We start from the raw sequence: 23,877 nt of genomic DNA on the forward strand, positions 1-23,877 counted from the left end.
GCTCGGAGATGTGTATAAGAGACAGACAAGTCCGTAATAACGTAGGCCGGGTAAGGCGAAGCCGCCACCCGGCACAATAAACGTCAACCGTGGCTGGTCTGTTCTTCCATCGCGACCGGCCATTTCCGGAAGATAAGCACCGACCAGATCAGCGCGATCAGCGCCGGAATCGCCCCGAGATAGCCAATGGCCGACATCGATACATGCAGGCTGATCTGATTTCCCACCAGCGCACCGGCGCCAATCCCCAGATTAAAAATCCCGGAGAAGAGCGACATCGCGACGTCCGTGGCGTCCGGGGCCAGCGCCAGCACTTTGACCTGCATTCCCAGACCAATAATCATGATTGCCACGCCCCAGAACAGACTGAGGATCGCCAGATGACTCTCGCTGCCTGCCGCAGGCATCAGTAACAGCAGGCATGCCAGCAGCAGACCAATCGCACTGCTTACCAGCGCAGACGCGTGCTGATTGCCCAGCTTCCCGAACAGGATGCTGCCGATAATCCCCGCGCCGCCCAGGATCAGCAGCAGAACGGTGGCGAAGTTAGCGCTAAAGCCCGCCACAACCTGAACAAACGGCTCAATATAGCTGTAGGCCGTGTAATGGGCGGTCACCACAATCACGGTCAGCAGATAGATGCTCATCAGCGCCGGTCGACGCATCAGCAGCGGCAGGCTTTTCAGCGAGCCGGAGTGTTCGCTGGGCAGTTTTGGCAGCAGTTTGATCAGACATACCAGGGTGATCAGCGCCCCCATGCCGATGGCAAAGAAGGTGGTGCGCCAGCCGAAGTATTGTCCCACAATGCGTCCGATCGGCAGGCCTAACACCATCGCCAGCGCCGTTCCGGTGGCAATCAGGCTCAGCGCCTGGGCGCGTTTTCCCGCCGGAGCCAGACGAATGGCGAGCGACGCGGTGATCGACCAGAAAACGGCATGGGCAAACGCGATGCCGACGCGGCTGATGACCAGCACGGTAAAGTTCCATGCCATAAATGACAGCACATGGCTGGCAATGAACACCACAAACAGCCCAATTAGCAGCTTACGACGTTCCATCTGGCTAGTCAGCAGCATAAACGGCAGTGACATCAGCGCTACCACCCATGCATAGATGGTCAACATAATGCCAACCTGTGCCGTTTCCATATGGAAGCTGGCGGCGATATCGGACAGCAGCCCAACCGGAACAAATTCCGTGGTGTTGAAAATAAACGCTGCGATGGCGAGCGTGACCACGCGTAGCCACGCGACCCTGCGGGAAACCGTGTGTGTTGTCATAGGGATATCTGGGATTCGTTGCCTGAAAGATGAGGAGACGATCTTAAAGCCTTAAACGGCGAAAATTCAACCGTTATGTGATGTGAATCACAAAATTTACCTTCATGCAGCGGTAGCGAACGGGGTTGTTTTCATTGAAGATAAAGAACAACACAACAAAAACAGGCGGTAACACGATGCAGGAGATTGATTTTTATCTGGTCGATGCGTTCAGCGCGTCCTCCTTTGGCGGCAACCCGGCGGCGGTGTGCCCGCTCGACGCGTGGCTACCGGATGAGACGTTACTGCGGATGGCACAACAGCATAACCAGTCGGAAACCGCGTTTTTTGTGTGTACCAAAGGGGGGATCGAGTTGCGCTGGTTCACCACGCTCACCGAGGTGAATTTATGTGGTCACGCGACGCTTGCCGCGGCGTATGTTCTGTTTAACGAACTGGATTATCCGGACTCACGCCTTCATTTTGACACCGCCTCTGGTCGCCTGACCGTCAGCCGCGAAGGTGACTGGATGACGCTGGACTTCCCGGCCTGCCCGACGCAGGCACAGACGCCGCCACCGGAGATGCTCACCGCACTCGGTATCAGCCACTACGTCGAGGCGCGAAAAGGCCGCGCCTGGGTGCTGGTACTGGAGAGCCGCGAGCAGGTAGAAGCCCTTAATCCGGATTTCTCCGCCATGACGCCGGGCGAGCATAAAGTGGCCGTCACTGCCCGGGACGAGGGGGAATACGACTTTGTCAGCCGTTTCTTCTCGCCAGGCGTGGCCGTGCCGGAAGATCCTGTCACCGGCTCCGCGCACACCATGCTGATCCCGTACTGGAGTGAACGGCTTGGCAAAACACAGATGTTTGCCCGCCAGGTTTCTGCCCGTGGAGGAGACGTACGCTGCGAACTCAAGGGCGACCGCGTGCGGATGGGCGGGCAGGCGGCGCTGTATCTGAAGGGCACAGTATTTCTGCGCTGAATAAATCTAAGAGGAACCAACGATGCAGGAAATTGATTTTTATCTGGTAGATGCCTTCAGCGACAGGGCGTTCGGCGGCAATGCGGCGGCGGTGTGTCCGCTGGAAGCGTGGCTGCCGGATGAGACGCTGCTGAAGATGGCGAAGCAGCACAATCAGTCAGAGACGGCGTTCTTTGTCCGAACGGATTACGGGTTTGAACTGCGCTGGTTTACCACGCAGGATGAAATTAACCTCTGCGGCCACGCAACCCTCGCGGCTTCTCACGTTATTTTCGAATACCTGGATTATCCGCATACGGAAATCACCTTCACCACGCGCTTTGTCGGCGATCTGACGGTACAACGCAGCGGCGACTGGCTGACGCTTAATTTCCCGGCGTGGTCAACCGAGGTTGTCGATACTCCACCCGCGGTGCTGTTCAGCGCGCTGGGCATTAACGCGGCAAACGAGGTGCGTGTGGGGCGTGACTACATGGTGGTGCTCGACAGCCAGCGGCAGGTGGAGGCGCTGACGCCGGATATCGCGGCCATGCTCCCGCTGGGGAAAATGGTCTGCGTTACGGCGCCGGGGGATGAGTATGATTTCGTCAGCCGCTTCTTCTGCCCGGGGGAAGGGGTGCCGGAAGATCCGGTGACGGGATCAGCTCACAGCATGTTGATCCCGTACTGGAGCGAAAAGCTCGGTAAAACGCAGATGTCGGCCCGCCAGATCTCCTTGCGCGGCGGGGATCTGCGCTGCGAGCTGAAAGGCGACCGCGTGCTGATTGGCGGACAGGCCACGCTGTATATGAAGGGGAAAATTTTCCTTCGACTCCAGGACTACGTTCAACATTAACAACTGGGCGCTGGTGGCTGACGCTCGTTCAGCAGCGCGATAAACGCCTCAAGCTGGCGAGTCATCGCCCCGCGTCGCCACACCAGCCAGGTGGTGAGCCAGCGCCAGTTTTCCGCCAGCGGCCACGCCGCCACCTGATGATGCCCCGGCATGCTCTCCAGCATGGAGCGGGGCATCAGCGCAATGCCTGCCCCGGCAATCACGCAGGCGAGCATCCCGTGATAGGACTCCATCTCGTGGATCCGTCCCGGCGTGACGCGGTCGGCATGGAACCAGCTCTCCAGATGACGCCGGTAAGAACAGTTGGCGCGAAAGGCATACACGTCGCTGCCGCTCACCTGTGTAGCTTTTGACACTTCCGCGTGACCCGCAGGGGTGACCAGCATCATCTCTTCCTGGTAAACCGGCATCCCTTCCAGTTCCGGGTGCGAGAGCGGCCCGTCGACAAAGGCGGCGCTGAGCGTCCCCTCAAGCACGCCGTCAATCATCGTACCGGAAGGCCCGGTGGACAACGCAAACTGAATGCGCGGATAGCGCTGGTTAAACCGCGCCAGACTTTCCGGAATGCGCACGGCGGCGGTACTTTCCAGCGCGCCGAGCGAGAATAATCCCTGCGGTTCATCCCCGGCGACGACCATTCGCGCTTCGTCGACCAGCGCCAGGATCTGCTTGCTGTAGCGCAAAAAATTGTGCCCGGCGGGGGAAAGCCGCAGGCGCTGATTCTCGCGAATAAACAGTTCCACGCCGAGGTCCGCTTCTAGCTGTCGGATGCGTGTGGTGAGGTTTGACGGCACCCGGTGTACCTTCTGCGCCGCCTGGGTAATGCTGCCGGTCAGTGCGACGGCGTTAAACATCTCAAGCTGTGTTAAGTCCATTCCGTTCTCGATTCGTGAATAAGGTGGTGAGTATTATTCATTTTTAAGAAATAGCAGAGTAGGCCACAATCAATCAACTGTTATTACGTGGAGAACATCATGACCTATTCATCTGCTACCCATGCCCACTCTGTCAACCCGGCTACCGGCGAAACGCTGGCTGCTTACCCGTGGGCAACGTCCGGTGACGTTGAGCGTGCCATTGCGCAGGCGGATACCGGTTTTCGTCAGTGGCGACGCGAAAGCGTGGCGCACCGGGCGCAAAAACTTCGCGATCTGGGTGCGGCGCTGCGTAGTCGTGCGGAAGAGATGGCGCAGACTATCTCCCGGGAGATGGGCAAGCCCATTATGCAGGCGCGTGCGGAGGTGGCTAAATCCGCCAGCCTTTGCGACTGGTACGCTGAACACGGCCCGGCGATGCTGCACCCGGAATCTACCCAGGTCGATAATGCGGTGATTGAGTACCGCCCGCTGGGGCCCGTTCTGGCGGTGATGCCATGGAACTTTCCGCTCTGGCAGGTGCTGCGCGGTGCGGTGCCGATCCTGCTGGCAGGGAACAGCTATCTGCTTAAACATGCGCCAAATGTGCTCGGCTCGGCGGAGCTGATCGGGAAGGTGTTCGCGGATGCCGGTTTCCCGGAGGGGGTCTTTGGCTGGGTGAATGCGACGAATGACGGCGTCAGTCAGGCGATTAACGATCGTCGTATCGCGGCGGTGACCGTAACCGGCAGCGTTCGGGCTGGTGCGGCAATTGGCGCGCAGGCGGGCGCGGCGCTGAAGAAATGTGTGCTGGAGCTGGGCGGCTCCGATCCGTTTATCGTTCTGAACGATGCCGATCTGGATCTGGCCGTCAACGCGGCGGTGGCCGGACGTTATCAGAATACCGGGCAGGTTTGTGCGGCGGCGAAACGCTTTATTGTGGAAGCGGGCGTGGCGGACGCCTTTACCCAACGCTTTGTTGACGCGGTCAAGGCGCTGAAGATGGGCGCACCGGATGAGGAAGATAACTATATTGGCCCGATGGCGCGATTTGATCTTCGCGATGAATTGCATCAGCAGGTGCAGGCTACGCTGGCGGAAGGGGCGACCCTGCTGCTCGGCGGAGAGAAGCTTGCCGGGAGCGGAAATTATTATGCACCAACCGTACTCGGCGGTGTCACCCCACAGATGACGGCCTTCCGACAGGAGCTGTTTGGCCCGGTGGCCGCAATTACCGTCGCGAAGGATGCGACGCATGCGTTGCAGCTGGCTAACGACAGCGATTTTGGCTTATCGGCGACGGTCTTTACCGCGAACGATGCGCTGGCTGAAACCTTCTCTCGCGAGCTGGAGTGCGGCGGGGTGTTTATCAACGGCTACAGCGCCAGCGATGCGCGCGTCGCGTTTGGCGGGGTGAAGAAGAGCGGCTTCGGGCGAGAGCTTTCTCATTTCGGTCTGCATGAGTTCTGTAATGTGCAGACGGTGTGGAAGGATCGCGTCTAGTCTTGTTGCCGGGTAAGGCCAGGCCGCTACCCGGCAATTCACGTTTCCTGTCATTTTTGCGTAATGGTTCTGTCATTTTCGTTTCGTAGACTCGCTCGCGCCTAACGTATTGTTACAGAAGAAAATTATGAACCTAACGCAAATTTTTCGCCGTCTTGCGCCGCGCTTTATCCCTCGTCAGTTTGGCCTGCTGACCGGCATCTTTTGTATTATTGGCCTTTTCTCCGCCCTGCAACTCTCTTCCTCCTTCCTGCTCACCGCCTCCCTGAATCAAGCCCAGCGTAACGAACAGCGCAATCAGCTGGCCTGGCAGCAGCAGAGCAGGCTGGATCAGGCCCGTATTTCCCTGCTGGCGGCCAGCGATCTGCTCAACCGCGCCGGCGTGTACTTTATGCAGGATAAAGAGACCGGCTCGGAAGGGAGCTGGCATAGCCTGATGGACGAGGCGCAAAAATCCCTGGCGGCGTCACAGCAGGCATGGCAGGCCTGGCTTGCGCTTAACCCGCCGAAAGACGACGGGCTGGTTAACAGCTATCAGCTGTTTTTCGACGCCATCCGGGAGCAGGCGGAGGGGCTGGTGAAAACCAACAGCATTGACCTCTTTTTCGCCGTACCCGCCCAGGCGTTTCAGACCGATTTTAATGACAACTTCGCACGCTATCAGCAACGGAGTGAGAAGCAGGCGATACAGGGGCGTCAGTGGCTCATGGAACAACTCTCAGGCCTGCAACGGCTGTTCCTGTTTGCGCCGCTGGTCCTGCTGACCATTGCCATAGCCGTCTGGTTCGGAATGGCGAAGTGGGTGATATCCCCGCTACGCCGTCTGATTATCCATATTAACCAACTTGCGGCAGGGGATTTGTCAGGCACGCCGCCTGACGTTGTGCGCTTTAACCGTGAAATCAGCCAGCTCAGCGGCAGTATTACCGCCATGCAGCGCGGGCTACAGCAGTTGGTGACCCAGGTCAGCGAGGCCACTACCTCCATGGTTGAAAATATTGGATCGCTTGCGCAGGGGAATCAGAAGCTTTATCAGCAGTCTACGCGACAGGCCAAAGAGCTGGAGGAGGTGACCGCGCACATCGCCGATCTCGAAACCCACGTTGAGGGGAACACGGGGTATGCAAAACTCGCCCGCTCGCGCGCGGATGAAGCCCGACAGGCTGCCGCTGGCGGGGAGAAGATGATGTCAGCGGTGAATGGCTCGATGCAGATGATCGTCGACCGATCCTCAGAGATGCGCGGGATCGTCGCGATGATCGACAGCGTGGCGTTTCAGACCAACATTCTGGCCCTCAATGCTGCCATTGAAGCCGCCCATGCGGGAGAGCAGGGGCGCGGGTTTGCGGTGGTCGCCCGGGAAGTGGGGCTGCTGGCCAGAAAAAGCAGTCACTCTACGCAAACCATCCAGGCGCTGATTAACCACTCGCTACAGGGCATTGAAGAAGGTTCTCAGGTGGTAAACCGTCTGGAAGAGAATTTGCAACAGGTCACCGGGCTGGTGGCGAATCTGAGCAGCCTGCTGAATGATATTTCGCTGGCCACCCTGAATCAGGGGGACAGCATTCATCAGATGACCCGTCAGCTTCAGGCGCTTAACCAGGTATCACGTCAGACAGATGTGCTGGTTAGCGAAGCGTCAAATGCCTCTGAGCGCCTGCATCAGCAGTCAGATCTTTTGTTGCAGGCCGTCTCGCGTTTTCGTCTCCCTGCCTGACGTGACGTATAAGCCTCTGTTATACTCGCAGCCCGTTTTAGCCTGAGGGCAAGGAGCAAAGTGTGGCTGCGGTCATCCATAATGAGATGCTGGACGAGATTCTGGCGCAGGTTCGTCCGTTACTGGGGCAGGGTAAGGTTGCCGATTACATTCCCGCGCTGGCCTCGATCAGCGGTAATAAGCTCGGCATCGCCATTTGTACTATTGACGGGCAGCGTTTTCAGGCGGGAGACGCGCTGGAGCGCTTTTCGATTCAGTCGATTTCAAAAGTGCTTAGCCTCGTTGCCGCCATGCGCCAGTATGACGAGCAGGAGATCTGGCAGCGGGTGGGCAAAGATCCGTCCGGTCAGCCGTTCAACTCCCTTCTCCAGCTGGAAATCGAACAGGGTAAGCCGCGTAACCCGTTTATTAACGCCGGGGCGCTGGTGGTGTGCGATATGCTGCAAAGCAGACTGAGCGCGCCGCGTCAGCGGATGCTCCAGATTGTGCGGCAGCTTTCCGGCGTGCAGGACATCGCCTACGATCCGGTGGTAGCGCGCTCTGAGTTTGAACACTCGGCACGTAACGCCGCTATCGCCTGGCTGATGAAGTCCTTCGGCAACTTTCATAATGACGTTGCCACGGTGCTGCAAAACTATTTTCATTACTGCGCGCTGAAGATGAACTGCGTCGAACTGGCGCAGACTTTTCTGTTTCTGGCGCATCAGGGCCATGCCCCGCATCTGGGCGAGGACGTTGTCTCCCCGATGCAGGCCCGCCAGATCAACGCCTTAATGGCAACCAGCGGCATGTATCAGAATGCCGGGGAGTTTGCCTGGCGCGTGGGGTTGCCGGCTAAATCCGGCGTTGGCGGTGGGGTCGTGGCGATTGTCCCTCACGAGATGGCGATTGCCGTCTGGAGCCCGGAACTGGACGAGACCGGAAATTCACTGGCGGGCGTGGCGGCGCTGGAACAGCTGACCAAACGCCTTGGACGGTCCGTATACTGATGTCCACGTTAGATCCTCTTTTCGCGCGCCTGGCTCGCTCCACGTTTCGTTCGCGTTTTCATTTAGGGACGAAAGAGCGGCAATACTGCTGGGATAAGGGCGCGGAGACTATCGATCAGCATGCCGCTGATTTTATCGCCGCGCGGCTGGCGCCTGCACACCCGGTGAATGACGGTAAGCAGACGCCGATGCGCGGCCATCCGGTTTTTATCGCCCAGCATGCCACGGCTACCTGCTGTCGGGGCTGTCTGGCTAAGTGGCATGCTATCCCGCAGGGCGTGCCGCTGAGTGCGCAGCAACAACAGTATATCGTCAACGTAATTCATCATTGGCTGGTCATAGAGGTAAATCGTGCCTCCTGAACTGACAATGTCTCTGTTTAAGCTACGCTTTTACTAATGCTCAGCGTCAGGAGACGTTATGAAAGCACCTCAAATTCCCGTTAATGAAGCGGAGCGCATGAATGCGCTGCGCGAGTCCGGTCTGCTTGAGATCGACAATTACCCCGCGTTTGATCGTCTTACGCGGCTGGCAACACGCTTTTTCAGGGTGCCGCTGGCGATGATTACGCTGGTGGATGACCACGCCGCGATCGTGAAGTCTGCCGACGGCCGGGCACTCGCCAGCCAGCCTCGCGATCTCTCGTTTTGTGGTCATACGATCCTGGGTGACGCGCCGCTGGTGGTGAGTGACACGCTGCTGGACGAACGCTTTGCGGATAATCCGCAGGTGGCGGGAGATCCGGGCGTGCGCTTTTATGCCGGTTTCCCGCTGCGTTTACGTGACGGGGCGTGCGTGGGATCGTTGTGTCTCATTGATTACGCGCCGCGTGAGTTTACGGCGGCGGATGTCGCCGTACTGGCCGATCTCAGCGCGCTGGCAGAGGATGAATTTGCGGCCGTTAGCGCGGCCACAACCGATGAACTCACGGGGCTGTTTAACCGTCGCGGGTTTAACCAGTTTGCGCAGTTTGCACTGTCGGTTTCGCAGCGTCGGGCAGAACCGTTAACCCTTGGCTGGCTGGATCTGGACCATTTCAAAACCATTAACGATCGCTTCGGACATCAGGAGGGGGATAAGGCTCTGAAAGCGATGGCCGCCCTGATGCGTTCCTCGTTCCGCGAGGCCGATCTGCTGGTACGTTTCGGGGGCGATGAGTTCGCGGTGCTGTTTGCGGATACCGATGAGCCTGGCGCCTGGATCGCCATGCAGTATCTCGTCGAACAAACGGAAAAGTATAACGCGCGTCAGTTGCATCCCTGGTCGTTACAGTTCTCCTGGGGGCTGAGCGAGTTCGATCATCACCGCAATGATATGCAGGCATGGCTAAAACACGCGGATGCGCAAATGTACGCCATGAAGCGGCAACACTACGGTGAAAAATGACATAACGAAATCCTATGCCATCGCTTATTGCGTTACAAAAATGTTAATAGCAAAGTGGAGAGATTCAACCTAAGGACGCGAAATGAACTCTCCCATGCTGATTAAACCTCTCTCCCGGCAGGACATCCTCACCCACATTGATGCTCTGAACGATATCCTGGTCAACTGTGTCAACGGCGGCGCCTCCGTCAGCTTTATGCTGCCTTTTTCTGCCGGGAAAGCCCATACCTTCTGGCTCGGCGTCGCAGAGAGCGTCGGGCGCGACGAGCGTACCGTCCTGGGCTGTTTTGATGCGGACCAGGGGCTGGTTGGCACGGTCCAGCTAATCACCGATCAGCCTGAAAACCAGCCGCACCGGGCAGATGTCGCGAAACTGCTGGTTCATGAGAAGGCGCGCCGTAAAGGGGCGGCAATGGCGCTGATGCAAGCCCTGGAGGCGGTTGCGCGTGAAAAAGCGCTTACGGTGCTGGTGCTTGATACCTCGACCGGCAGCGGCGCGGAGACGTTTTACCAACGTGCGGGCTGGCAAAAGGCGGGGGAGATCCCACGCTACGCCCTGATGCCGAACGGGGACATGACGGCGACCTCGGTGTTCTATAAATTTCTGTGATTATTTTTCACCATCGCGTCCTGAGTTGATCCAGACAGGGGTTATGGTCCTGAAGTTTTGATAAGTTATCACACCAATCTTATCAGGCTGTATGACTAATCATAAAGGACCTCCATTGTGAACACACTCAACCGTCGTGATTTCCCCGGTGCGCGCTATCCTGAACGTATCATCCAGTTTGGCGAAGGTAACTTCCTGCGCGCGTTCGTTGACTGGCAAATCGACCTCTTAAACGAGCATACCGATCTCAATTCAGGTGTGGTGATTGTGCGGCCGATCCAGAGCGATTTTCCCCCGTCGCTGAGCACCCAGGAGGGTCTGTATACCACGATTATTCGTGGTCTGAATGAGCAGGGGGAAGCGGTAAGCGATGCGCGTCTTATTCGTTCCGTGAACCGTGAAATCAGCGTCTACAGCCAGTACGATGAATTTCTGAAGCTCGCCCATAATCCGGACATGCGGTTTGTCTTCTCCAATACCACGGAGGCGGGGATCAGCTATCACGCGGGGGATAAGTTTGACGATGCACCAGCGGTCAGCTATCCGGCCAAACTGACGCGTCTGCTGTTCGAGCGCTTTACCCACTTTAACGGGGCAGCGGATAAAGGCTGGATTATCATTCCTTGCGAACTCATCGACTACAACGGCGATGCCCTGCGTGAACTGGTGCTGCGCTATGCACAGGAGTGGGCGCTGCCGGCGGCATTCATTACGTGGCTGAATGATGCTAACACCTTCTGCTCGACGCTGGTTGACCGCATTGTTACCGGCTATCCGCGTGATGAGGTGGCAGAGCTGGAAGCCGGTCTGGGCTATCACGACAGCTTCCTCGACACGGCGGAACATTTCTATCTGTTTGTTATTCAGGGGCCGAAATCACTTGCAGCTGAACTGCGCCTGGATAAATACCCGCTCAACGTCCTGATTGTTGACGATATTAAACCGTATAAAGAGCGTAAGGTGGCGATCCTCAACGGCGCGCACACGGCGCTGGTTCCGGTCGCTTTTCAGGCCGGCCTGGATACGGTAGGGGAAGCCATGAACGACGCGGAAATTTGCGCGTTCGTAGAGAAGGCTATTTATGAGGAGATTATTCCGGTCCTGGATCTGCCGCGCGACGAGCTGCACTCCTTCGCCAGTGCCGTAACGGGGCGTTTCCGTAATCCGTACATTAAGCATCAGTTGCTGTCGATTGCACTGAACGGGATGACCAAGTACCGCACCCGTATTCTGCCGCAACTGCTGGCAGGGCAGAAGGCGACCGGCAAATTGCCAGCACGTCTGACCTTTGCTCTGGCTGCGCTGATTGCATTTTACCGTGCCGAGCGCAACGGTGAGCGCTATCCGGTGCAGGACGATGCGCACTGGCTTGAACGTTACCAGCAGCTGTGGACGCAACATCACGACAAACAGGTCACTACCCGTGAACTGGTATCGTCGGTGTTAAGCGTGAGCGAGCACTGGGAACAGGATCTCACTCTGGTGAACGGACTGGTAGACCAGGTTGCGCAGGATCTGGATGCGATTTTAAGCAAAGGCATGCGCGATGCGGTGAAACCACTCTGCTAATCATTATGCCCGGCGTTGGCCGGGTTTTTCACAGACCCTATTTAGTTACAACATACTATACGTTCTTTTTTTAAAAAGTACTTGCAGCACCGTGCGGTTAAGGCTCAACAGGTCAGAAAATGCAATGAACTATTAACATGCTTGCAACCGTGAGGGGGATCACGTTTAATAGCCGCGCTCTTTACTTTTCTGAAGCTGATTATGATTGTTCGTCCTCAACAGCACTGGCTGCAACTGATTTTTGTCTGGCATGGTTCGGTACTTCCCAAAATTTATACCCGACTGCTGCTTAACTTCCTGCTTTCCATCGCCGTGATTGTCATGCTGCCGTGGTACACCTCGCTGGGTATCCGGTTTACCGTCGCGCCGTTCAGCATTCTGGGCGTGGCTATCGCCATCTTCCTGGGATTTCGCAATAACGCCTGTTATTCGCGCTACGTTGAGGCGCGTCTGCTTTGGGGGCAGTTGATGATAGCGGCGCGCTCGCTGTTTCGCGAGGTAAAAAACACCTTGCCGGATGATAAACATCTTGGAGAGTTTGTCCGCCTGCAAATCGCGTTTGCTAACTGTCTGCGTATGACCCTGCGCAGAGAAACCAATGCCGATCAGCTGTCCCGCTATCTGGCTCCTGACGATTTACGCAAAGTGATGGACGCCAACTCGCCGGCGAACCGTATCCTGCTGATTATGGGGGAGTGGCTGGCCGTACGGCGGCGTAGCGGGCACCTTTCAGACATCCTGTTTCACAGCCTCAACAACCGCCTGAACGATATGTCCATCGTGCTGGCTGGCTGTGAGCGTATCGCCAATACGCCAGTCCCGTTTGCCTATACGCTGATCCTGCACCGGACGGTGTATCTGTTCTGCATCATGCTGCCGTTTGCGCTGGTAGTTGATCTGCATTACATGACGCCCTTTGTCTCTGCGCTGATTTCCTACACCTTTATCTCGCTGGATACGCTGGCCGAAGAGCTGGAAGATCCGTTTGGGACGGAAGATAACGATCTGCCGCTGGACGCCATCTGCAACATGATGGAGCGCGATCTGTTGCAGATGAACGATGAAGAGAATATCCCTGAAAGACTGATGCCGGATAAGCATTATCAGCTGACCTGACGGGCATTCCACTCATCGCGGGTGATTTCCCACAGCTCCGAATCCAGCAGGCCGCTGACATAGGCTTTCTTCTCCGTCCTGATGAGCCGCATGCCGCTGCTGTCTGAAATACGTCGGGAGCGGCTGTTGGCCGCCGCTTTCGGCGCGCGTAACACCGGTTTATTGAGCGTATTGAACCAGTAATCCGTGGCCGCAATACTCGCCTCGCGCATATATCCCTGGCCCTGAAATTCCGGCGCGAGCCAGAAGCCCCGGTTGTTGTCCTCCACGTCATACAGGCAAATCAACCCCATCAGTTCGTCAGGCGCTTCGCGACGGCGAATCGTCCAGAACCACGCAATCCCTTTGGCCATATCGGGCAGTGCAACGTTGTTGACATAATTTTCTGCACCGTTTTCCGGGTAGGGCCAGGGGACTGAAGCCACCATATAGCGGATAATCTCCCAGCGCGGATAGCGTTGCTGGATCTGGACGGCATCTTCTGCAATCAGGGGGCGTAATATCAGGCGCTCGGTGGTAAGTGTGGGTATGGTCATCCGCTGATCTCCATAATTAAGCGTTATGCTTTTGTTTAGGTTCTGGTATTTTCATCTTAATAACATTCTGTTGCGATGTACTGTACTAAAACGATGTTGAGTTAACGTCATCAACCTGCTTGAAAAGGAGAAGGGTATGGTTTTACCTGGGATAAACCTTGATAAAAACTTACCGGGCTACGATTTTGCGAAAATGTCGGGAGTTGGGGCTGCGGATTTCGATTTTAAAGCGCTTGGTGCCGCCATGGACTGTCATCGTGAATTTGCTCACGCGGGTATCATTTACTCTGACGGCCCCCAACGCTTCCTGGTGCGACCCGGCAAAAGACATCCTCAAGGGCAAAGTGGAATAGTAACGCATGTTATCGTGACCAAAGCCTCCTCGTTTCCGTCTGCTTCCACAGCAGGAAAAGCATTGAGTGATGCAGTTTCTTCTACTTCCATGGGAACTGAAATTGCCTCAACCGTTCTGTCATGTGGCGCGATGATCATAACTGGCGGAGTGATGCTCGCTGGAACAGCAGCAACTCCCCTTACCGCAGGCGGGGGAAGCGTACTGGTCGCTATTGGCTACGCCGGAACGGCTGCCACCGGTCTGCAATGTGTGAATGGCCTTTATCGAATTTATGATTTGGTTGAAAATGACGGTGCCAATGTCGCCTGGCTGGATACCCAGGACTGGTATGTCGCCACATCCACTTCCTTAGATGTCATTTCTCTGGCAAGCGCAGGCGGTGCACTCAAAGAGGCTGTTACTACCTGGCGTGCGATGAAATCCGTTTCGTCCTTGAAAGCAACCGAGTGGCTAAAAAATTATCCTCGTCAGGACCGTGCTCGACTGACTGAATTAATTATTCGCGCTCAAAACCCTGGTATAAGCAATAAAGAAGTCAAAGCGCTTATTCGAGCTGGCTTTTATCCAAAACGATTCCCATCTGGTCCTGTTCAGGTTGAGCTCACCCGGCAATTAGGTCAAGTTGTAACAAGTGCCGCGGCGCTTGCAGGAAGCGCTGTAAGCGGAGTTATTGCCGCTCCGGGGAACATACCTCGTACCAGTAAATACATTATTGGTACTATCCAGTCACTGGCGGTTTTTTAATGAAAATTCTGCGCTTGTTAACCGGACACGTTTCTTACGAGCTCCTGCAACACGGAAAACGGATTGAGGACGCTATTGCCCGTCATGACAATGACTTATTAAACCATTCCACCCCCGAACTGGAGCGGTATTTTTCACGCCCGCTTAGTGAGCTGCCACGGCAAAATGCTTATCCGGTAGCGATATTATTACCGCTATTTCTGGTGATTTTTGCGTTTAATTTGCTGCCATTTCTCCAGACAATATCCAGTATGTCGCCATCGCTACATGCACTCAGTTTTTTTGTCCCATCGCTAGCGATACTTATCTTCCTGATGCTCGCGAGTGCCTTCCTTGCCCGGGGATACACTTCAGGACTAACAGGATTTTTAGCGCTTTTCATCATCCTGCTCACATTAACGGTACTGCAATGGCTTCACTATCTGACGATGTCTGACGGCAGTAGCTGGCAGCTGATCATTGCAACGATCGCTTTGGTAATTAGCCGTATGGTGTTAAACAGTCGAGGCTTTGTGCTGTTCACGCTATATTGTCGTTCGAAGCGTCTTGCCACGCTGGCTCGCATCATGCGCCTGAAGAGCAGTAAGGATAATGTGAGGAACACATGACACTCGTCGTACGCCCGTTACAGGCAGAAGATTACCCACAATGGCGACCACTGTGGGATGGCTATACCCATTTTTATGAGTGCTACCTTGACGAGTCCGTTACCGCGGCCACCTGGGACAGGGCGCTCGCAGATTCATCACCCCTGTTTTGCCGGGTCGTGGAGAAAGACGGCAACGTCATCGGCTTCGCCATGTGTGTCCTGCATGAAGGGACCTGGTCAACCGCGCCGGTTTGCTATCTGGAAGATCTGTTTGTCGACGCAGCCGAACGTGGCGCAGGGGCGGGTAAAGCGCTTATCGACGCTCTGATCGATGAGGGCAAGCGGGAAGGGTGGTCAAAACTCTACTGGGTAACCCGTATGAACAATCCGGCGCGTAAGCTGTATGACCACTATGGTGAAGCCGACGATTACGTCCGGTACCGAATCTCGCTTTAGTCGTTTCATACCTGGGTTTGTATCACACTGTATCTGCGTCTGTGATACATACACAGGTATGCAATAAAACCGCATCCGCACACATCTCCTATACAAACGCATGGTGTTATATCTCCGTCAACTGAACTTACCCGGAGATAACATCATGTTTAATAAACTCGCATACTCAGCCGTCGCCCTGACCGTTTCACTTGGCATCGTGATGTCCTGTCAGGCAGAAGCGACGGGTAAGGATTACGCGTCGGCCTTTAACCAGGTTAAACAGATTAACGCTGGCGATTTGAACGTCGGTTACGTCGATATCGGGCCAAAAGAGGGGCAACCGGTGATCCTGCTGCATGGCTGGCCGTACGACATTCACAGTTATGCAGACGTGGCCCCCGCGCTGGCTGCGAAGGGGTATCGTGTCATTGTGCCGTCCCTGCGCGGGTACGGCACCACGCGCTTTATTTCTGATAAAACGCCGCGAAACGGCCAGCCTTCGGCAATGGCAAAAGACATCGTCAACCTGATGGACGCCCTGAATATCAAACAGGCGGTGTTTGCCGGTTATGACTGGGGGGCGCGTACGGCGGATATCGTTGCGGCGCTCTGGCCGGAACGGGTGAAATCGCTGGTCTCGGTAAGTGGCTACCTGATCAGCAGCCAGGCGATTGGCAAACAGCCTTTACCGCCGAAGGCAGAGGTTCAGTGGTGGTATCAGTTCTATTTCGCCACCCCGCGCGGTGCGGAAGGCTATGCTAAAAATACGCACGATTTTGCCCGGTTGATCTGGTCCCAGGCTTCGCCTGACTGGAAATTCAGCGATGCCACCTTCAATGCCAGCGCCAAATCCCTCGATAATCCGGACCACGTTGCCGTCACGCTCAGTAATTACCGCTGGCGTCTGGGGCTGGAGAAGGGGGAGCAGAAATATGACGCCTACGAACAAAAGCTGGCTACGCTGCCGAACATTACGGTGCCGACCATCACCATCGAGGGCGGTAACAACGGAGCACCACATCCTGCACCCGCCGCCTATGCGGGGAAATTCACCGGAAAATATGAGCACCGTACTTTCGGCGCAACGGTTGGTCACAACCCGCCGCAGGAAGATCCGCAGGACTTTGTTAACGCCGTTGTCGACGCGGATAAGCTCTGATATGTGCTATTTTCAATCCGTTACCTCTTAATCAGGAGCCTGCGGTGGAGCATATTGATCACATCCTTGTCGTCGATGACGACAGGGATATTCGTGAACTGATTGTCGATTACCTCGTGAAATCCGGCTACCACGCCTCTGGCGCGGCGAACGGGAAAGAGATGCGCGTAGTGCTCGACAAACAGCATATCGACCTGGTGGTGCTGGACGTGATGATGCCCGGCGATGATGGCCTGACGCTGTGTCGGCAGCTGCGCAGCAGCAGGCATAAGGATCTGCCGATCCTGATGCTCACCGCGCGCAACGAGGACACGGACCGGATCCTGGGGCTGGAGATGGGCGCCGACGATTACGTGGTGAAACCGTTTGTGGCCCGCGAACTGCTGGCGCGTATCAAAGCTATCCTGCGTCGTTTTCGTACTATGCCGCCTAATCTTCAGGTGACCGAGGCAGGGCGCCTGGTGGTGTTCGGGGAATGGCAGCTGGATACCGTGGCGCGTCATTTGATTGATAACGAGGGGATGGTTGTGGCGCTCAGCGGGGCGGAATATCGCCTTTTGCGCGTATTCCTCGATCATCCTCAACGGGTGCTGACCCGCGACCAGCTGCTGAACCTGACGCAGGGACGTGATGCCGAGCTGTTTGAACGTTCGATTGATCTCCTGGTGAGCCGCGTGCGACAGCGTCTGAATGAAGATGCCCGCACGCCCGCCTACATTAAAACCGTTCGCAGCGAGGGCTACGTTTTTACCATGCCGGTGACCATCGTCGAGGCCAATGAATGACGCTGTGGCCCCGCACCTTACTGGCCCGGCTGCTGATCATTGTGCTGCTTGGACTCTTGCTGGCTAACGCGCTCAGCCTGACGCTGGTCATGGTTGAGCGAATGCGCAGCGCGCGTACGGTTATGCTGGGCAATCTTGAGAACGACGTGGCGACCAGCGTGGCCATTCTCGACCGGCTTCCGGCCAAAGAGCGGCCAGAGTGGCTGGAACGGCTCAGTCGCGGTAATTATCGTTATATCCTTGGCCCCGGCGAGGCAGGCGCCGCGCCAACAGACAAGCGCTCGCGGGATGCGATTCGCACCCTGAAAGAGACGCTTTCAGCCCAATATCCGCTTCAGTTTACGGCGGTGCCAGGGCCGATTTCCCATATTCAGGCCCATCTGACGCTCCGCGACGGCGCACCGCTCACCATCGATCTGATTCCGCGCATGCCGCCTGTCGCCAGCTGGTTGCCCGTGGTGCTGGTTCTTCAGCTGTTACTTGTCGCGCTCTGCTCCTGGGTTGCCGTGCGCCAGGTTGTCCGGCCCTTCCTGCAATTCACGCGCGCGGTTGATTCCCTCGATCCTGCGGCCCATTCTCCGATGACTGAACAAGGTCCGGTTGAGGTGCGTCAGGCAGCGCACGCTTTTAATGAGATGCAGTCGCGGATACAGACGTATCTGCGTGAACGCGCGCAGATTCTGGCGTCCATTTCTCACGATCTTCAGACGCCCATCACGCGCATGAAGCTGCGGATCGAAATGGCGGATCAGCCCGAACTCCGCGATAAGCTGCTGAGCGACCTGGATAATATGTCACGCCTGGTACGGGAGGGGATTGCCTATGCCCGGTCATCAGAATCCCTGGAAGAGACCACGCTGAAGCTGGAGCTGAACGCGTGGGTTAACAGCATCGCCAGTGATTATCAGGACATTGGTAAAAACGTGCAGTTTCATGCACGCAATGCGCGTCTGCCGATCGTCACTCGTCCCGAGGCATTGCGCCGGGTAATGACCAACCTGCTGGATAATGCGCTGAAGTTTGGCGATAGCGCGGTAATAGAGATTGATGAAGATGAAAGGCAGGTCGCGATCCGCATTATGGATAACGGCCCTGGCATCCCGGAGGCAGAACTGGAGGCGGTGTTACAACCGTTCTACCGGGTTGAAACATCGCGCAACCGGGAAACGGGCGGCACCGGGTTAGGCCTCGCCATTGCCGCGCAGCTCACCGCCCAGCTTGACGGGAAATTGCAGCTTGCAAACCGGGCAGAGGGCGGGCTGGCCGTAAGCGTAACCCTTCCGCGCGGTTAATTGTACGCCTGTGTATCTGCACGCCGCGCCGATACGCAGGCAGACAAAATTCAGCTTTTCGCACACGGCCTGAACACATTCGTACGGTGAAATGACCTCACTGCACCTTCGCAGCAACCGTATCGTGAGGTCGTTATGTTTCTGATAATCGCTTTTTTAGGCGGCATGATTAGCCTGCTCAGTCCGTGCACGCTTCCCGTCATTCCTCTGCTGTTCGCTGGCTTTCAGGGGCAGCGCAAACACATTCTGGCGCTTCTGTCGGGAATGATTGTGATGTTCACGTTGGTGGCGATGATAGTAACGGTTGCCAGCGAGTGGATCGCTGACGCCACCGTTATCGGTCGCTGGATTGCGTTGTTGGTACTGAGCATTGCCGCCCTGGCCCTGATCTTCCCGCAGTTCGCTCAGCGCATTGCCCGCCCGGCGGTCAGCGCGGGAAACGTTCTCAACACCCACAGCATGCAGCGACGCGGCCTGGTTTCGGCTTTTCTGGCAGGGCTGGCCGTTGGGCTGCTGTGGTCCCCCTGTGCCGGACCGATTCTCGGGGCGATCTTCAGCATTAATATTGCGGGCCACTCGGCTATCGCAACCGGAGCGCTGTTAGCCGCTTACGGCAGTGGGTGCGCGTTGATGCTGGGGCTGCTTGTCGCGGGGGGCCGTAAGTTGATAACCCCTCTGAGAGCCAAATCCGCATTGATGGCGCGTTTGCGTCAGGGAGCGGGAGTGATGATGTTAGCCGCCGTTGCGTTCAACGCCAGCGGGATGACCTCAGCTCTGAAAGGCGCCAACGGTGTTGCCGACCAGCTGGAAAACGCTCTGTTGAGCCTTGCGCAACCATCCTCCACGCAGGTGAAACTGCAACCGGTCGCTGACGCGACGCCGAGCAGCCAGCTACCGTCATTAAGCGGCGGTACGGGTTGGGTAAACGGTGACCCTGTCACGTCTGAGTCCTTGAGGGGGAAAGTTGTGCTTATCGATTTCTGGACCTGGGACTGTATTAACTGCCAGCACACGCTTCCGCACGTGCGTAACTGGGCGAAGAAATATCAGTCTGAAGGTCTGGTAGTGATTGGCGTCCACACCCCGGAATACCCCTGGGAAAAGCCGTTATCATCGGTGAAAAACGCGGTCAACAAATGGCAGCTGCCGTACCGCGTAGTGACGGATAATAACTACAAAATCTGGAGCGCGTTCGGAAATCAGTACTGGCCAGCACATTACTATTTCGATGCGAAAGGGCAACTGCGTTACACCGCGTTTGGCGAGGGGAACTACGACAAGCAGGAGGCCGTGATTCAGCAGTTGCTCAAGGAAGCGCGTTCCTGATCCGGCTTACGGAACCCGCTGAGCGACCATAAACAGGCGCGGAAAAGCCAGCAGTATCTGCCCGTTCTCCTGAAGCGGATACTGCTCTTTCAGCAGCTCAAGATAGCGTTTCAGATAGTTTTTCTGCTCGCTTTCGTTGAGTTCCTGTAACCACGGCCGTAACCCCGTCGAGCTGACCCAGTCAATAATCGCCTGATGAGAGCTCATCTGATGGAAGTAGGTGGTGCGCCAGATATCCACGTCGCATCCCGCTTCCGTCAGAATATCGTAGTAGGCATGGATTCCCGGCAATGGCTCGCGGCCACGATCGGGGTAGCCCTGTTCCCAGGCAACTTCACGCATCAGGGCGTGCGTCGGCTCAAGCCAGTTGTCAGGCATTTGCACCGCCAGCACGCCGTTTAACTGGAGCAGTGAAACCAGGTGTGGCAGAAGGTGGTAATGGTCCGGGATCCATTGCAGTGAGGCGTTAGCATAGATCAGGCTGAGAGGCTGGTCAGGTTTGTAGTGCCGGATATCCGCCTCAACAAAGTGGCAGTCTGGCAAGGCCTGTCGGGCTTCCTCCAGCATGGCCGGGGAGTTATCCACGCCGGCGATCTGCGCTGAAGGCCAGCGCTGTTTCAGCAGCGCGGTGCTGTTGCCTGGCCCGCAGCCCAAATCCACGGCAGAGGTTATGTCAGCAAGCGGCACCCGGGCGAGTAGCTCTGCGGCGGGACGTGTGCGTTCTGCGCTGTACTGTAGATAAAGAGAGGGATCCCAGTCGGCCATTTTCGCATCTCCATGTTGAGGTGTTCAGCAAGAATAGCACAGGCAAATACCTGCGCCGGGGCAGGTATCTGGCTAATGGTGAGATTATAAAATGCCTTTGAGGGCCAGGTGATAGAGCAGCATGATGGTTTTTCCGTCGACAATCTGCCCATTTTCAATGCCCCGAAGCGCGTCGTCCAGCGTCATTTCCAGTACGTCGATATCTTCTCCCTCTGCTTTAACGCCGCCGCCCGCGCTGGTCCGATCCTGCGGGTGATATTCCGCCAGATAGAAGTAGAGTTTCTCGGTAACCGAGCCCGGGCTCATATAGGCCTCAAAAATTTTCTCTATGCGCGTCACCTTATACCCGGTTTCTTCTTCCGCTTCGGCCTTAATCCGGCTTTCCGGGTCAAGGTTATCGAGCAACCCGGCGGCCGCCTCAATGAGATCCTCTTCGTGACCATTTATAAACACCGGGAAACGGAACTGACGCGTCAGAATGACGGTTTTGCTGTCGCGATTATAGAGCAGTATCGTCGCGCCATTCCCCCGGTCATACACTTCACGCTCTTGTCGCTGCCAGTCGCCATCGCTGCGCTGGAGGTCAAAAGTGTATTTTTTCAGGTTATACCAGTTGTCGGACAACGTTTCGCTGTTGATGATGCGTATATCTGCACGTTTTGATTGCACGTTTGGCTCTCCTCTCGTAGAGTAAGCATCATAAACAGCACTATCGTGCAAATACAAGGCATATCGTGCAACAACAGGAATAATTCATGCTCACAAGCCAGCGTAAACAGTTGATTCTGGAAAAACTGGAGGCGGAAGGTCAGGTCCAGTCTACTGCGCTCAGCCTCTTTTTCTCGGTGTCTGAGGACACTATCCGCCGGGATTTACGTGAACTGGCGGCAGAAGGGCGTTTGCAGCGTGTTCACGGCGGCGCACTGCCAGCATCGTCAGCGATTGCGCCTTTTGCCGAGCGTCAGTCCGTCAAAATGGATGCAAAAAAACGCGTGGCACGGCGAGGCGCGCAGCTCATTTCACCGGGGCAGGTGGTGATCATCGATGGCGGGACGACCACCTCCGAACTTATTACGTTCTTACCACCCGATTTACGGATCACCGTGGTGACGCACAGCCCGGGTATCGCTTTGGGGCTGGTCGACCATCCATGCATAGAGGTGATCCTGATTGGTGGTCGTTTGTATAAACACTCCATCGTCACGGTCGGCGCGGCCGCTATTGAAGGCATCAATAATATTCATGCGGATCTGTTCTTCATGGGGGTCACCGGCGTTCATCCTGAGGCCGGGCTGACCACCGGAGATTACGAAGAAGCGTGCATCAAACGTGCATTTTCCGGCAGAGCGGCGGAAACGGTGGTATTGGCCTCACCGGAAAAGATCAACACGGCCTCGGCGTTTGTGATTGGCGACCTGTCGCTGGTGAATACGCTGGTTGTTGAAAACACAACGGATGAACGCTGGGTGAGCGCTATGAAAGAAAAGGGCGTTGCGGTGATCGCAAGCCAGTAAATATCTGCTTTTTTGCCAGCCTGACCGCGTGGCTGTCAAACAGACAAAGGTTATCCTTCACGCGGATTTCTAGACTAAGGCTTTCATCTGTTTAAGGACAAGCCATGAAAGCGGTCTCCATTCTGACGTGCGGCGCGGACCCAACCGCGCAACGCCTGTCAACGTCTGCCATTCAGCAGGCCATAAATAGCGCTCAACAGAACGATGTCATTGTTATTCCGCAAGGCCGTTTTCTGACCGGCGCACTGTTCCTGAAAAGCGGTGTTTCGCTTCGCCTGGACGCTGGCGCGCAGCTCGTTGGAAGCCAGGATCTGGCTGATTATCTCCTGATAAACACCCGGGTGGCCGGCATTGATATGCGCTGGCCGGCAGGCATTATTAATATCATCGATTGTGAAAACGTCAGCATTACCGGTACAGGCACGATAGACGGGCAGGGTGTCATCTGGTGGCAACGCTTCTGGGGCGATGACGAGCGCAGCGGCATGGTCGGCGATTACAGCGCCAGAGGATTGCGCTGGGTGGTTGATTACGACTGTCAGCGCCCGCGCAATATCCTGGTCTTTGAAAGCCAGAGCATTCTGCTGCGTGATTTTACCAGTCGGGAGTCTGGATTCTGGAACATGCACCTCTGTTATTCGCGCCGTATCACGGTTGAGGGCGTGCAAATCAGCAATTCTGCGGGGCCGAGCACCGACGGGATTGATATCGATTCCTGTGAACAGGTGCGGGTTGAACGCTGCATTGTTTCCTGTAATGACGACAATATCTGCATCAAATCAGGACGAGGACGCGAAGCGGCGCAAAAAGCACGTACCGCACGGGATATCGTGATTCGCGGTTGTACGCTGAATAAGGGGTCCGGGATCACGCTGGGGAGCGAAACCTCAGGCGGCATTGAACGCGTCCTGATAGCAGATAACGCGTTTAACGGTACGGGCGTCGGGTTTCGCATTAAGTCGGCCCGCAACCGGGGCGGGTTTATCCGTGATATCACCGTCCAAAATTTACGGCTTATGGACGTGCGTTTTCCGGTGCTGATCCAGCTGAACTGGTTTCCGCAGTACAGCTATGGCGACCAGAGCAATTTATCTGATAAACCTGAACACTGGCGCAAGCTGGCTGATGGCGTCGAGGGAGACGCCGGTCTTACTGCGGTCAGCGGACTGATGATTAAAAATATGACGGCGCATCGCTCAGACAACAAATATTTCTCGCGGGCATTTTTCATTGAGGGGTATCCGGAGCGTCCTGTGGCTGGGTTAACGCTGGAGGGTATTTTGATTGACGCGACAGAGTTCGGGAAAATTTCCGGTGTGGATGGGTTGCGCTTTCAGAATGTGCAGGTGACTGCCGTAGAGAACACGCAAGACTGTAACGACAGTTATGAACGTTGATGGCATAGAATCGATGGGCATAATGCGCTGAATGAGCAAAACAAGGATGGGTCCGAAACGGCTGGATTTGTTCTTAATTAATCTTAGTACGCATAATGTATATTATGTTAAATGAGATATTATGAAGCCTATCCCTCATCAGATAAGCCCATC

The 23,877-nt window shown here is 56.1% G+C and carries 24 protein-coding genes; 19 read left to right on the forward strand and 5 right to left on the reverse strand.

The annotated features are described in order from the left end of the window. Nucleotides 1-83 precede the first annotated feature (83 nt). Entirely contained in the window at nt 84-1,280 is a 1,197-nt protein-coding gene (locus tag ACNQ0W_RS07200; protein WP_003857178.1) for a sugar transporter, read from the reverse strand. A 176-nt stretch (nt 1,281-1,456) separates the two neighbouring features. On the opposite strand from ACNQ0W_RS07200, the gene ACNQ0W_RS07205 reads away from it, so the two are divergent. Both ACNQ0W_RS07205 and ACNQ0W_RS07210 read left to right on the forward strand, forming a co-directional pair. Beyond that, on the forward strand, nt 1,457-2,245 hold the full coding sequence (locus ACNQ0W_RS07205) for a PhzF family phenazine biosynthesis protein (protein WP_047735362.1): 789 nt from the start codon (nt 1,457-1,459) through the stop codon (nt 2,243-2,245). Nucleotides 2,246-2,267: 22 nt separating this feature from the next. Then, nucleotides 2,268-3,080, forward strand: coding sequence for a PhzF family phenazine biosynthesis protein (locus ACNQ0W_RS07210; protein WP_062933053.1), 813 nt, complete (start codon nt 2,268-2,270; stop codon nt 3,078-3,080). Here ACNQ0W_RS07210 and ptrR read toward each other — a convergent pair. Then, nucleotides 3,077-3,955 (reverse strand): putrescine utilization regulator PtrR, encoded by an 879-nt coding sequence (ptrR, locus tag ACNQ0W_RS07215; RefSeq protein WP_062933052.1) that lies wholly within the window; start codon nt 3,953-3,955, stop codon nt 3,077-3,079. The genes ACNQ0W_RS07210 and ptrR overlap by 4 nt on opposite strands. Nucleotides 3,956-4,054: 99 nt before the next feature. On the opposite strand from ptrR, the gene sad reads away from it, so the two are divergent. The 8 genes from sad (at nt 4,055) to ACNQ0W_RS07255 (ending at nt 12,824) form a co-directional block, all read left to right on the forward strand. Then, nucleotides 4,055-5,437 (forward strand): succinate-semialdehyde dehydrogenase, encoded by a 1,383-nt coding sequence (gene sad, locus ACNQ0W_RS07220; RefSeq protein WP_062933051.1) that lies wholly within the window; start codon nt 4,055-4,057, stop codon nt 5,435-5,437. A gap of 127 nt (nt 5,438-5,564) precedes the next feature. Further along, nucleotides 5,565-7,154, forward strand: a complete 1,590-nt coding sequence (locus tag ACNQ0W_RS07225; protein ID WP_062933050.1) for a methyl-accepting chemotaxis protein — start codon at nt 5,565-5,567, stop codon at nt 7,152-7,154. Between the two features lie 62 nt (nt 7,155-7,216). Beyond that, entirely contained in the window at nt 7,217-8,143 is a 927-nt protein-coding gene (gene glsB, locus ACNQ0W_RS07230; RefSeq protein WP_047050929.1) for a glutaminase B, read from the forward strand. Beyond that, complete coding sequence (locus ACNQ0W_RS07235; RefSeq protein WP_062933049.1) at nt 8,143-8,505, forward strand: DUF4186 domain-containing protein; 363 nt, start codon at nt 8,143-8,145, stop codon at nt 8,503-8,505. The genes glsB and ACNQ0W_RS07235 overlap by 1 nt, the downstream gene beginning before the upstream one ends. A 58-nt stretch (nt 8,506-8,563) precedes the next feature. Then, entirely contained in the window at nt 8,564-9,529 is a 966-nt protein-coding gene (locus ACNQ0W_RS07240) for a sensor domain-containing diguanylate cyclase (protein ID WP_062933048.1), read from the forward strand. Between the two features lie 82 nt (nt 9,530-9,611). Next, nucleotides 9,612-10,139, forward strand: coding sequence for a GNAT family N-acetyltransferase (locus ACNQ0W_RS07245; RefSeq protein ID WP_062933047.1), 528 nt, complete (start codon nt 9,612-9,614; stop codon nt 10,137-10,139). Nucleotides 10,140-10,256: 117 nt separating this feature from the next. Beyond that, complete coding sequence (locus ACNQ0W_RS07250; RefSeq protein ID WP_062933046.1) at nt 10,257-11,708, forward strand: tagaturonate reductase; 1,452 nt, start codon at nt 10,257-10,259, stop codon at nt 11,706-11,708. A gap of 201 nt (nt 11,709-11,909) precedes the next feature. After that, nucleotides 11,910-12,824: a bestrophin family protein gene (locus ACNQ0W_RS07255; protein WP_003857155.1), complete on the forward strand. Its 915-nt coding sequence runs from the start codon at nt 11,910-11,912 to the stop codon at nt 12,822-12,824. Here ACNQ0W_RS07255 and ACNQ0W_RS07260 read toward each other — a convergent pair. Beyond that, a complete protein-coding gene (locus ACNQ0W_RS07260; RefSeq protein WP_062933045.1) occupies nt 12,812-13,360 on the reverse strand; it encodes a GNAT family N-acetyltransferase in 549 nt (182 codons plus the stop codon). The genes ACNQ0W_RS07255 and ACNQ0W_RS07260 overlap by 13 nt on opposite strands. A gap of 136 nt (nt 13,361-13,496) precedes the next feature. Here ACNQ0W_RS07260 and ACNQ0W_RS07265 point away from each other — a divergent pair, with 136 nt between their 5' ends. The 7 genes from ACNQ0W_RS07265 to ACNQ0W_RS07295 all read left to right on the forward strand — a co-directional run bounded on the left by ACNQ0W_RS07265 (nt 13,497) and on the right by ACNQ0W_RS07295 (nt 20,048). Beyond that, a complete protein-coding gene (locus ACNQ0W_RS07265) occupies nt 13,497-14,459 on the forward strand; it encodes a hypothetical protein (RefSeq protein ID WP_062938946.1) in 963 nt (320 codons plus the stop codon). Then, on the forward strand, nt 14,459-15,067 hold the full coding sequence (locus tag ACNQ0W_RS07270; RefSeq protein ID WP_062933043.1) for a hypothetical protein: 609 nt from the start codon (nt 14,459-14,461) through the stop codon (nt 15,065-15,067). Before ACNQ0W_RS07265 ends, ACNQ0W_RS07270 begins: the two co-directional genes overlap by 1 nt. Then, nucleotides 15,064-15,504, forward strand: coding sequence for a GNAT family N-acetyltransferase (locus ACNQ0W_RS07275; RefSeq protein WP_062933042.1), 441 nt, complete (start codon nt 15,064-15,066; stop codon nt 15,502-15,504). Before ACNQ0W_RS07270 ends, ACNQ0W_RS07275 begins: the two co-directional genes overlap by 4 nt. Before the next feature lie 145 nt (nt 15,505-15,649). After that, complete coding sequence (locus tag ACNQ0W_RS07280) at nt 15,650-16,645, forward strand: alpha/beta fold hydrolase (RefSeq protein ID WP_062933041.1); 996 nt, start codon at nt 15,650-15,652, stop codon at nt 16,643-16,645. A 44-nt stretch (nt 16,646-16,689) separates the two neighbouring features. Further along, nucleotides 16,690-17,430, forward strand: coding sequence for a response regulator (locus ACNQ0W_RS07285; RefSeq protein WP_022651194.1), 741 nt, complete (start codon nt 16,690-16,692; stop codon nt 17,428-17,430). Beyond that, nucleotides 17,427-18,722, forward strand: coding sequence for an ATP-binding protein (locus ACNQ0W_RS07290; RefSeq protein WP_062933040.1), 1,296 nt, complete (start codon nt 17,427-17,429; stop codon nt 18,720-18,722). The genes ACNQ0W_RS07285 and ACNQ0W_RS07290 overlap by 4 nt, the downstream gene beginning before the upstream one ends. A gap of 135 nt (nt 18,723-18,857) precedes the next feature. After that, nucleotides 18,858-20,048, forward strand: coding sequence for a cytochrome c biogenesis protein/redoxin (locus ACNQ0W_RS07295; RefSeq protein ID WP_062933039.1), 1,191 nt, complete (start codon nt 18,858-18,860; stop codon nt 20,046-20,048). A 6-nt stretch (nt 20,049-20,054) separates the two neighbouring features. Here the strand turns inward: ACNQ0W_RS07295 and tam are convergent, their stop codons facing one another. Together tam and ACNQ0W_RS07305 are read right to left on the reverse strand one after the other, a co-directional pair. Next, the gene (tam, locus tag ACNQ0W_RS07300; protein WP_062933038.1) at nt 20,055-20,813 is read right to left on the reverse strand and encodes a trans-aconitate 2-methyltransferase; all 759 of its coding nucleotides are present in this window, start codon (nt 20,811-20,813) and stop codon (nt 20,055-20,057) included. 84 nt (nt 20,814-20,897) lie between these two features. Then, complete coding sequence (locus ACNQ0W_RS07305; RefSeq protein WP_047050949.1) at nt 20,898-21,482, reverse strand: NUDIX domain-containing protein; 585 nt, start codon at nt 21,480-21,482, stop codon at nt 20,898-20,900. An 86-nt stretch (nt 21,483-21,568) separates the two neighbouring features. On the opposite strand from ACNQ0W_RS07305, the gene ACNQ0W_RS07310 reads away from it, so the two are divergent. After that, a complete protein-coding gene (locus ACNQ0W_RS07310; protein WP_062933037.1) occupies nt 21,569-22,327 on the forward strand; it encodes a DeoR/GlpR family DNA-binding transcription regulator in 759 nt (252 codons plus the stop codon). A gap of 104 nt (nt 22,328-22,431) precedes the next feature. Beyond that, nucleotides 22,432-23,724: a glycoside hydrolase family 28 protein gene (locus ACNQ0W_RS07315; protein ID WP_062933036.1), complete on the forward strand. Its 1,293-nt coding sequence runs from the start codon at nt 22,432-22,434 to the stop codon at nt 23,722-23,724. The last annotated feature ends 153 nt before the right edge of the window (nt 23,725-23,877 follow it).

Source organism: Enterobacter cloacae complex sp. 6730903, from assembly GCF_048283985.1.
Taxonomy (GTDB): Bacteria; Pseudomonadota; Gammaproteobacteria; order Enterobacterales; family Enterobacteriaceae; genus Enterobacter; species Enterobacter hormaechei_C.

Excerpts from the sequence above, each read along its gene's own strand:
- ACNQ0W_RS07270 (WP_062933043.1), top strand. The coding sequence starts at position 14,459 with ATGAAAATTCTGCGCTTGTTAACCGGACACGTTTCTTACGAGCTCCTG.
- ACNQ0W_RS07235 (WP_062933049.1), top strand. The coding sequence starts at position 8,143 with ATGTCCACGTTAGATCCTCTTTTCGCGCGCCTGGCTCGCTCCACGTTT.
- ACNQ0W_RS07310 (WP_062933037.1), top strand. The coding sequence starts at position 21,569 with ATGCTCACAAGCCAGCGTAAACAGTTGATTCTGGAAAAACTGGAGGCG.
- ACNQ0W_RS07255 (WP_003857155.1), top strand. The coding sequence starts at position 11,910 with ATGATTGTTCGTCCTCAACAGCACTGGCTGCAACTGATTTTTGTCTGG.
- tam (WP_062933038.1), bottom strand. The coding sequence starts at position 20,813 with ATGGCCGACTGGGATCCCTCTCTTTATCTACAGTACAGCGCAGAACGC.
- ACNQ0W_RS07290 (WP_062933040.1), top strand. The coding sequence starts at position 17,427 with ATGACGCTGTGGCCCCGCACCTTACTGGCCCGGCTGCTGATCATTGTG.
- ACNQ0W_RS07315 (WP_062933036.1), top strand. The coding sequence starts at position 22,432 with ATGAAAGCGGTCTCCATTCTGACGTGCGGCGCGGACCCAACCGCGCAA.
- sad (WP_062933051.1), top strand. The coding sequence starts at position 4,055 with ATGACCTATTCATCTGCTACCCATGCCCACTCTGTCAACCCGGCTACC.
- ACNQ0W_RS07200 (WP_003857178.1), bottom strand. The coding sequence starts at position 1,280 with ATGACAACACACACGGTTTCCCGCAGGGTCGCGTGGCTACGCGTGGTC.
- ACNQ0W_RS07225 (WP_062933050.1), top strand. The coding sequence starts at position 5,565 with ATGAACCTAACGCAAATTTTTCGCCGTCTTGCGCCGCGCTTTATCCCT.
- ACNQ0W_RS07295 (WP_062933039.1), top strand. The coding sequence starts at position 18,858 with ATGTTTCTGATAATCGCTTTTTTAGGCGGCATGATTAGCCTGCTCAGT.
- ACNQ0W_RS07240 (WP_062933048.1), top strand. The coding sequence starts at position 8,564 with ATGAAAGCACCTCAAATTCCCGTTAATGAAGCGGAGCGCATGAATGCG.
- ACNQ0W_RS07210 (WP_062933053.1), top strand. The coding sequence starts at position 2,268 with ATGCAGGAAATTGATTTTTATCTGGTAGATGCCTTCAGCGACAGGGCG.
- ACNQ0W_RS07280 (WP_062933041.1), top strand. The coding sequence starts at position 15,650 with ATGTTTAATAAACTCGCATACTCAGCCGTCGCCCTGACCGTTTCACTT.
- ACNQ0W_RS07265 (WP_062938946.1), top strand. The coding sequence starts at position 13,497 with ATGGTTTTACCTGGGATAAACCTTGATAAAAACTTACCGGGCTACGAT.
- ACNQ0W_RS07260 (WP_062933045.1), bottom strand. The coding sequence starts at position 13,360 with ATGACCATACCCACACTTACCACCGAGCGCCTGATATTACGCCCCCTG.
- ptrR (WP_062933052.1), bottom strand. The coding sequence starts at position 3,955 with ATGGACTTAACACAGCTTGAGATGTTTAACGCCGTCGCACTGACCGGC.
- ACNQ0W_RS07275 (WP_062933042.1), top strand. The coding sequence starts at position 15,064 with ATGACACTCGTCGTACGCCCGTTACAGGCAGAAGATTACCCACAATGG.
- ACNQ0W_RS07245 (WP_062933047.1), top strand. The coding sequence starts at position 9,612 with ATGAACTCTCCCATGCTGATTAAACCTCTCTCCCGGCAGGACATCCTC.
- ACNQ0W_RS07205 (WP_047735362.1), top strand. The coding sequence starts at position 1,457 with ATGCAGGAGATTGATTTTTATCTGGTCGATGCGTTCAGCGCGTCCTCC.